Below are 9,620 nucleotides of genomic sequence, written 5' to 3'. Positions count from 1 at the left end.
CGTTCAACCGAACCCGCACGCTCGTAATCGACCGACCCGACGCGCTCGTACCCGGCCGCATGCTCGCGTTCGACCGAACCCACGCGCTCACGTTCAACCGAACCCGCACGCTCGTAATCGACCGAGCCCGCACGCTCACGTTCAACCGAACCCGCACGCTCGTAATCGACCGACCCGACGCGCTCGTACCCGGCCGCATGCTCGCGTTCGACCGAACCCACGCGCTCACGTTCAGCCGAGCCCGCACGCTCACGTTCAACCGAACCCGCACGCTCGTAATCGACCAACCCCTCGTGCCCGAGTTCGACCGATCCCAAGCGGGCAGGTTCGACCGATTCCGCACGGTCGTATTCGATCGACCCGATGCGCTCGTACCCGGCCGCATGCTCGTCTTCGACCGAACCCGCGTTCGCTGGTTCGACCGGCGCGGGCGTATCGGTGAATGCGTCGGATTCGATTGATGCCGTGGAGCTTTCGTCGACCGGCACCGCTGTGTGCTCGATATCGTCCGCGACCGGAAGCTGGGGCTTTTCCGCGAGCAAGGCGGCGATGACCGGGCCGATCTCGGCGAAGGCCGCGGGGGTTGTCATCAGCTCGTGGGTCGCGGCGATCTGATGTTCGGTGATCGTGCCGTCGACATAGGGGCGCCAGGCCCGGGATTCGGCGGTGTGGCCGGTGGCGCTGAAGAAGTCGAGCGTGCCGTGGAAGACCTTGTGCTGATGGTTGATGCCGAGTTCCACCGAGCGCACCGCGCCGCGGTAGCACTGGCGCAGGCGTTCCGGGGTCAGCAGTGCCAGTTCCGGCGGGATGTTGGCATACAGGACCGCAAGGGCCTCTTCGGTGAGGTTGCGGATATTGCTGTCGCCCAACTGCTCCGGGCCGATGCCGAGCTCGGCGAAGGCCGAGCGCAGCTCCGCCCAGAAGTCGGCGATACTGCCGCCGGTACGGCTGTCCAGCATGGCCAGCAATGCGACTTCGGCACCGACGGACTGCAATTCGACCGCGACCGCGTGCGCCAGCGAACCGCCCAGCGACCACCCCAGCAGCCGGTAGGGACCATCCGGCTGCACCGCACGGATCTCCTCGACATAGCGGCGCGCGATCGCGTCCACCGAAACCGGCAGGAAATCCGGTTCGGAGAGTGCGGGTGACTGCACACCGAAGATCGGGGTGTCCGCGGGCAGATGTTGCGCGAGACCGGTATAACACCAGGACAATCCGGCCATCGGATGGATGCAGAACAGCGGTGCCGCGGTGCCGTGCCGGATCGGCAGCAGCACGTCCAGGGCGGCTTCGGCATTCAATCCGTAGTCGTGGTCCCCGGATTCATCGGCCGCCATGAGGCGCTGGGTGAGGGCGGCGGCGGTGGGATCGGTGAAGAACCACTGCACCTGGACCGCGATACCGGTCAGCTCGCGCAGTTTGCCCACCGCGCGCATCGCGAGCAGCGAACTGCCGCCGAGTGCGAAGAAGTCGTCGTCGGCGCCGATCCGGTCGATGCCCAGCACCTCGGCGTATACCCCGGCGACGGCCTGCTCCTGCGGCGTCGACGGCGCGAGGTAGGGGCGTTGGGCCAGTTCGGGTTCGGGCAGGGCCGCGCGATCGATCTTGCCGACCGGGGTCACCGGCACCGCGTCGAGGACCACGATGGCCGCGGGGACCATATGCCGCGGCAGGCTGCGCGCCGCGTATTCGGTGAGTTCGGCGGTATCGATGGTCCGGCCGAGTGCCGCGAGCACATAGGCGACGAGGATCTTTTCACCCGTCGCGGTTTCCCGGCCGATGGTGACGGCGAATTCGACGTCGTCGTGGCCGATGAGCACCGCATCGATCTCACCCAGTTCGATGCGGAAGCCGCGGATCTTCAGCTGGAAGTCCGCGCGCCCGACGTATTCGAGCTCCCACTGCTCGGATTCGCCGACCCAGCGCACCAGATCGCCGGTACGGTACATCCGCGCACCGAGCGGACCCCACGGGTCGGCGACGAAGCGCTCCGCGGTCAGCGTCGGACGGTCGTGGTAGCCGCGTGCCAGTGCGGTGCCCGCGAGATACAGCTCGCCGACCGCGCCGGGCGGCACCGGGCGCATTCGCGAATCCAGCACCAGCATGGGCGTTCCCGGCACCGGCGCGCCGATGGTGATGCGCTGCCCGGCGACCATCTCACTCCACGACGCGGCGACGGTCGCCTCGGTCGGACCGTAGCCGTTGCAGAAGTGCCGCCCCGGCTGCCATTTGGCGACCAGCTCCGGCGAGGTGATATCGCCGCCGCAGGACAGATATCGCAATTCGTCCAGCCCGGCCGGATCGACGGTGCCGAGCACGGCCGGGGTGAAGATCGCGTGGGTGACCCGCTCGGTGCGCAGCAGGGCGGCCAGCTCCGGGCCGCCCAGAATCGTGGACGGCACGATCACCAGCGTCGCCCCGTTGCGGAAGGCACACAGCCACTCCAGGATCGACGGATCGAAGCTCGGCGAGCACAGATGCAGGAACCGGTGGTTCGCGGTGACCTGGAACAGGGCACTCGCGTATTCGACCGCGCCGCCGACACCGACGTGGGTGACGGTGACGCCCTTGGGGACACCCGTCGAGCCCGAGGTGTAGATCATGTAGGCCGGATGCTGCGGCAGCAGCGTCGTCAGCCGTTCGGCATCGGCGACCGGTGCTGGTGACTTACCGGCCACCGCGGTATGGATCGCGGGATCGTCGAGCTCGAGCCAGGCGGTTCCACTCGAACCGTTGGGCAGCTGCTCCGCGTAGGTCGAGGTGGTAATGCCGAGCACGACGCCGGAGTCGCTCACCATGTGCCGGATCCGCTCCGCCGGATAGGTCGGGTCGATGGGCACATGCGCGCCACCGGCCTTGGCGACCGCCCAGAAGGCCGCAACCATCTCCAGGGAGCGCGGGAAGGCAAGTGCGACGAGGCTTTCCGGGCCGACACCGCGATCGATGAGCACCCGCGCCAGCCGCGAGGAATATTCGTCGAGTTCGCGGTAGGTGATCGAGCGACCGGCGGAGCGCACCGCGACATGCTCGGGATCGTCGCCGACGGCACTGGTCAGCAGGTCCGGCAGCAGGCGGACGGCGGGCGTCGCACCGCGCAGCACCGGCGTCAGCGCACGCTCCTCGGCCGCGTCGAGCAGCGGCAGGTCACCCACCGGGGTATCGGGGCGCGCGACGATTTCGGTGAGCAGTCGGGTGAACCGTGCGGCGAATCGCTCGATCGTCGCGTCGTCGAACAGATCCCGCGCGAAGTTGAATTCACCGCGCAGGCCGTCCTCGGCGGTACCCGGTGCCCACATGGTCAGCGACAGATCGAATTTCGCGGTATCGACCGCGAAATCGACGGTATCCGCACGCAACCCGGGCAGTTCGAAGGTGCTGGTCGGCAGGTTCAGATACGACATCGACACCTGGAACAGCGGATGCCGTGCGGTTGAGCGCGGCGGATTCAGCAGCTCGACCAACCGCTCGAAGGGCAGGTCGGCATGGGTGAAGGCGTGTAGGTCGGTGTCTTTGGCGCGGGCGAGCAGATCACCGAAGGTGCTCTCGCCGGGCACTTCCAGCCGCAGCACCAGCGTATTGACGAACATGCCGATCATGTCGTCGAGTTCGGCGGCGCCGCGACCGGCCACCGGTGTGCCGATGACGATATCGCCGGTGCCGGACATGCGCGCCAGGAATACCGACAGCGCGGCGTGCACCACCATGAACATGGTGGCGTTGTGTTCGCGCGCCAGCCGCGCCAGACCGGCATGCACCTGCGGGTCGATCGCGAATTCGGTGCGCCCGCCCGCAAAGGTCCGCATTGCCGGGCGTGGGCGATCCGTTGGCAGGTTGAGTTCATCGGGCAGATCGGCCAGCGCGGTGCGCCAGTAGTCGGCCTGCGCCGAGATCAGGCTGTCCGGATCGTCCTCGGCACCGAGCACATTGCGTTGCCAGACACTGAAATCCGCGTACTGCACCGGCAGCGGCGCCCACGCGGGCGGCTCACCGGCACTGCGCGCGGAGTAGGCGAGCATGACATCGCGCACCAGGGGCGCCATCGACCAGCCGTCCGCGCCGATGTGATGGGCCACGAAGACCAGGATGTGATCACCGGTATCGAGCCGGAACAGGCTGGCGCGGAACGGCACCTCGACGGTGACATCGAAGCCCGCCGCGACGACCTGCCGAACCTCCTGTGCCGCGGCCGCTTCCGCGATCGGAATCGGGACCAGATCGATCGGCACCTCGCTCGGGGGGAGCACCTCCTGCACCGGGCCGTCTGGGGTCTGTGGGTAGACGGTGCGCAGCACCTCGTGCCGGGTCACCATATCCTCGACGGCCAGGCCGAGCGCGGTCACATCCAGCTCGCCGGAGAGCCGGATGGCCACCGGGATGTGGTAGGCCGCCGAACTGGGATCGAACTGGTTGATGAACCACATCCGCAGCTGCGCAAGCGATAGCGGCACCCGTTCCGGCCGCAATCCGGCCAGCAGCGGTCGCCGCCGACCCGAACCGACATGGGTCTCGACCTTGGCGGCCAGTCCGGCCACGGTGGGCGTTTCGAAGACCGACCGCACCAAAACCTTGGTGTCGAGTGCGTCGCCGATCCGCGCCGCCACCTGCGTCGCGAGCAGCGAATTACCGCCCATGGCGAAGAAGTCGTCATCGCGCCCGACGTGCTGCACGCCGAGCACGTCGCCGTAGACGCCAGCCACGATCTCCTCGATCGGAGTCGACGGCACGCGGAAGACCTGGCTCTCGAACGCGGGTTCGGGTAGCGCGGCGCGATCCAGCTTGCCATTCGCATTGCGGGGCAACGCTTCCAGCGTCACGAAGGCATTGGGGACCATGTACGACGGCAGCACCGCACTCAGTGCCGCCTTGATCTCGGTGATCTCCACCGGGGTCGCGGTTACCAGGTAGGCCACCAGCCGGTCGCCGATCCGCGAATCGGATTTGACGAGCACCGCGGCCTGCGCGATCTCGGGCCGGGCGAGCAGGGCGGTCTCGATCTCGCCGAGTTCGATGCGGAAACCGCGGATCTTCACCTGGAAGTCGGTGCGGCCGTGGTACTCCAGCTCACCCTGTTCGTTCCAGGCCACCAGATCGCCGGTTCGGTACATGCGCGCGCCGTATTCGAACGGATTGGCCACGAACCGTTCCGCGGTCAGATCCGCACGTCCGAAGTAGCCGCGCGCCAATTGCGCACCGGCCAGGTACAACTCTCCGGAGACGCCAACCGGCACCGGCCGCAAGCGCGAATCCAGCACGTAGACACGACTGTTCCACTCCGGGGCACCGATCGGCACCGATACCGTGTCCGCTTCGGTCACCCGATGGCTGGTGATGGATACCGCGGCCTCGGTCGGACCGTACAGATTGAACAGGTCGACGGCGTTGTCCCGACGGAACCGCTGTGCGGTCGAAACGGGCAGCGTCTCGCCGATCGCCAGCACCCGACGCAGCGATCGGGACAGCTGTCCAGTCGCCATCGCGTCCAGCATCGACGGCACAATATGTAAGGTCGTCACCGACTCGCGTGCCGTCAGCTCGGTCAGATAGGCCGGATCCCGGTGACCATCGGCGGCGGCAATGACCAAGGTGCCACCGCAGACCGCCGCCGTCCAGAATTCCCAGACCGATAGATCGAAGGTGGCGACCGTCTTCAGCAACACCACATCATCGGCGCCGAGGCCGAACTCGGCCGTCTCCCACAGCAACTGGTTGGCGATCGCGGCGTGCGAGACCGCGACACCCTTCGGCTGTCCGGTCGAACCCGATGTGAAGATCACGTACGCGGTATTCGCCGGTAGCAGTGGCCAACGGCGTTCGCGCGGCGTGACCGGCGTGTCCGGGTATCGGGACAGGTCGAGATCGTCGATCGTCACCGAATCGACCACATTGGTGCGGAATCCGTCGAAGGCAGTGTTCAACAGGCAGACCGGTCGCGCGGTCCGCAGGATGTGTTCGACGCGCTCGGCCGGTTGATCCGGATCGATGGGCACATAGGCGGCACCCGATTTCGCCACCGCGTACATGGCGACGACCAGATCGATCGACCGGCGAATACCCAGCGCAATCCGGTCCTCGGGCCGCACACCGCGCTGGATCAGATACCGCGCCAGGCGATTCGCCCGGGCGTCGAGTTCGGCGTAGGTGAGTTTGCGCCCCGGCTGATCCGATACCAGCGCAACCGCATCCGGTGCCGCCGCCACCGTCGCATCCAATAGCGATACCAAGGTCGCCGTCGTATCGATGGTGTGCGCGGTGTCGTTCCACTCCGCCAGAATCCGCGAACTCTCGTCAACGGCCAGCAGTTCGATCTCACCGACGCGCACCGAGGCATCGGTGATGACGGCATCGAGCACCCGCAGGAACCGATCCGCGAACCCCTGCACCGTGGTCTCGTCGAACAGGTCGGTGGCATAACCGAAGTCGGTCAGGATCCCGGCGGGCGCACCGTCCGGGCCGTAGCGGTCGGCCAGCGAGATATGCAGGTCCGTCTTGGCCAACTGCAGATCGAAATCGACCGCGCCGACCGAAAGTCCGGGCAGTTGGAAGCCGGTGTCGGCCAGATTCTGGAATGAAAGGCCGACCTGGAACAGCGGATTGCGGGCGATCGAGCGCACCGGGTTCAGCGCCTCGACAATGCGCTCGAACGGCACATCGGCGTGCGCGAAGGCCTCGAGATCCCGCTCCCGGACCTCGGCGAGCAGTTTGGCGAAGGTATCGCCGGGCCGTACCCGCGTCCGGAATACCAAGGTATTGACGAACATGCCGATCAGATCGTCGAGTTCGCGCTCACCGCGACCGGCGATCGGCGTGCCGACGGCGATATCGTCGGTGCCCGACAGACGAGACAATAGGACGGCCAGCGCCGCGTGCACAACCATGAACAGCGAGGCATGGTTGGCCCGTGCCAGCGCGTGCAGCCGTGCATGCCGATCCGCGGAGATCTCGAATCGGACCGATCTGCCCTGGAAGGACTGTGCGGGCGGGCGCGGGCGATCCGTTGGCAGCTCCAATTGGTCCGGCAGCTGCGCCAGCCTGGTCTGCCAGTACGCGATCTGCTGCGCGGCAAGCGATTGCGGATCGTCCTCGGAACCGAGTACCTCGCGCTCCCACAGCGCGTAGTCGGCGTACTGCACCGGCAGCGCGGGCCACTGCGGTGGCTGCCCCTGCACCCGTGCGGCATAGGCGACCATCAGATCGCGGGCCAGCGGCCCCATCGAGGCACCGTCGGCCGCGACGTGGTGCACCGTCAGTGCGACAACGTGCTCGCGCGGTGCGATCTGGAACAGTCCGATCGCGACCGGCACCTCGATGGTGACATCGAAGGTCATGGCGGCGAATTCGATTATCCGCGGAACCAATTCGTCCTCGGTGACCTCGGTCGGCACCAGCGCGAAGGAGTTCTCCGGCACCGGATGCACGACCTGATGCGGCCGCCCGCCCTCGCTCGGATAGGTGGTCCGCAGCACCTCGTGACGGCTCAGCACATCCCCGATCGCCAGACCGAGCGCGCGGATATCCAGCGCACCCGAGAGGCGTACGGCGACCGGAATGTTGTCCACCGCGGAACTCTCGGTGTCGAACTGGTTGAGGAACCAATACCGCTGCTGAGCCAGCGACAACGGGATCAGCTCCGGCCGCTCCCCCGCGATCAGGCGCGGTCGACCCCGGCCGGATCCGGCGGTGCGTTCGACCACCGCGGCGAAGGCGGCCACCGTCGCGGCGTGGAATAGATCGCGGACCGCCAATTCGGTATCCAGCGCCGCATCCAGCCGCGCGGTCACCTGGGTCGCGAGCAGCGAATTGCCGCCCAGCTCGAAGAAGTCGTCGTCCAGACCGACGCGCGCGACACCGAGCACATCGCCGAAGGTGCCCGCGACGATCTCCTCGACCGGTGTCGAGGGGGCGCGGAATACCTTGGCCTCGAAGACCGGTGCTGGCAATGCGCTGCGGTCCAGTTTGCCCATGGGTGACAGCGGCACCCGGTCGAGCACGGTGATGCAGGCGGGCACCATATGCGTGGGCAATTTCCGCTCGACCAGCGCCTTCAACTCCACCGGATCGACGGTGTACGCCTGCGCCGCGTGCACGTAGGACACCAGAACGGTGGTTCCGCTGTCGCGCTCGTGCCCGACGGTCACGGCGAAGTCCACGCTCGGCGACGAGCCGAGCACCGCATCGATTTCGGCGAGTTCGATGCGGAACCCGCGAATCTTCACCTGGGAGTCATTGCGGCCCAGGTATTCCAGTTCACCGGTCGCGCTCCAGCGCACCAGATCACCGGTGCGGTAGAGCCGGGTGCCGGGTTCGAACGGATTGGCCACGAAGCGCGCCGCGGTGAGTGCCCGCTGGCCGAGATATCCGCGGGCCAGCTGTGCCCCGGCGACATATAGTTCGCCGACCACCCGGTTCGGCACCGGCACCAGCCGATCGTTGAGCACATAGGCGGTGATGCCGTGGATCGGCGGACCGAGGGTCACCGGCTCCCATGGCACCATCGGCGCGGTGATGTTGGTGGCGACGGTGGCCTCGGTCGGACCGTAGGCATCGAAGAACTCGCGCAGTAAACCGCCCGCGATCGGTAATACCCAGCGCCGCACCAACTGCGGCGGACACGCCTCACCGCCGGTCACCACGACCCGCAGCTCGTCCAGTCCCTCGGGCTCCACCGAGGCCAGTGCCGCGGGTGTCACGAACGCGTGCGTCACCCGCTCGCGCCGCAATACCGCGGCGAGTTCGGCACCGCCGTAGACGGTCGGCGACACCACCACCATGGTGGCCGCACCACCCAGTGCCAGCAGCAATTCCAGCACCGACGCATCGAAAGACGGCGAAGCGAAATGCAGTGTCCGCGCGGCATTGGTCACCCGGTACCGGGTGCGCTGCTCATCGCAGAAACCGGATAGCCCCTGGTGGGTGATGACCACGCCCTTCGGGACACCGGTCGATCCCGAGGTGTAGATGACATAGGCCGGATGCGCGCCGTGCAGCGGCCGCACTCGATCCTGATTGGTCACCCGATCCACCGGATAGCGCTGCAGCCCTTGCGCGGTGGCGGCATCGTCGAGCAATAGCCATTCGGCATAGTCGGGTAGGCCGCGGCGGACCGCATTGACCGTCAGCCCGAAACTCACTCCGGAGTCGGTCAGCATATGCGCCACCCGCTCCCGCGGATAGTTCGGATCCACCGGAACGAATCCGGCACCGGTCTTGGCGACCGCCCACACCGCGAGCACCGAATCCACCGACCTCGGGATGGCCACGGCGACCAGATCCTCGGGGCCGACACCACGATCGATGAGCAACCGGGCCAACCTGGTCGAACGCTCATCCAACTCGGCGTAACTCAGCCCCGCGGAACTGCGGTTCGCATCGGCGAATACGACGGCCGGGCCGCCGGGATTGGCCTCCACGGCGGCCGCCATCAACTGCGGCAGGGTAATAACTCGCGTCCGCTGTGCCCGTGCCGGTCGCACGCGTGCCTGGCGCGTCACGCGCTCACCGCTTCCTCATGCCGACGTTGTCCAACCATCCGAAACATGAAGGAGCTCACCTACCCTGTAATCCCTAAAGTGCTCCCCACCCAGCGCTTACTCAGAAGCATCGCATGGTCAGACGCCGAT

Annotated in this window: 1 protein-coding gene; it reads right to left on the bottom strand. The window is 67.1% G+C overall.

The window, feature by feature from the left end; genetic code table 11:
- Positions 1-9,425 (bottom strand): amino acid adenylation domain-containing protein (locus ACWEO2_RS25225; protein WP_452407554.1); only part of this gene is annotated, 9,425 nt, incomplete at its 3' end.
- Between the last annotated feature and the right edge of the window lie 195 nt (positions 9,426-9,620).

The sequence above is a fragment of the Nocardia sp. NPDC004278 genome (assembly GCF_053602975.1).
The sequence above is the reverse complement of the archived record's forward strand: the minus strand, read 5'-3'. Positions and strand labels throughout refer to the sequence as shown.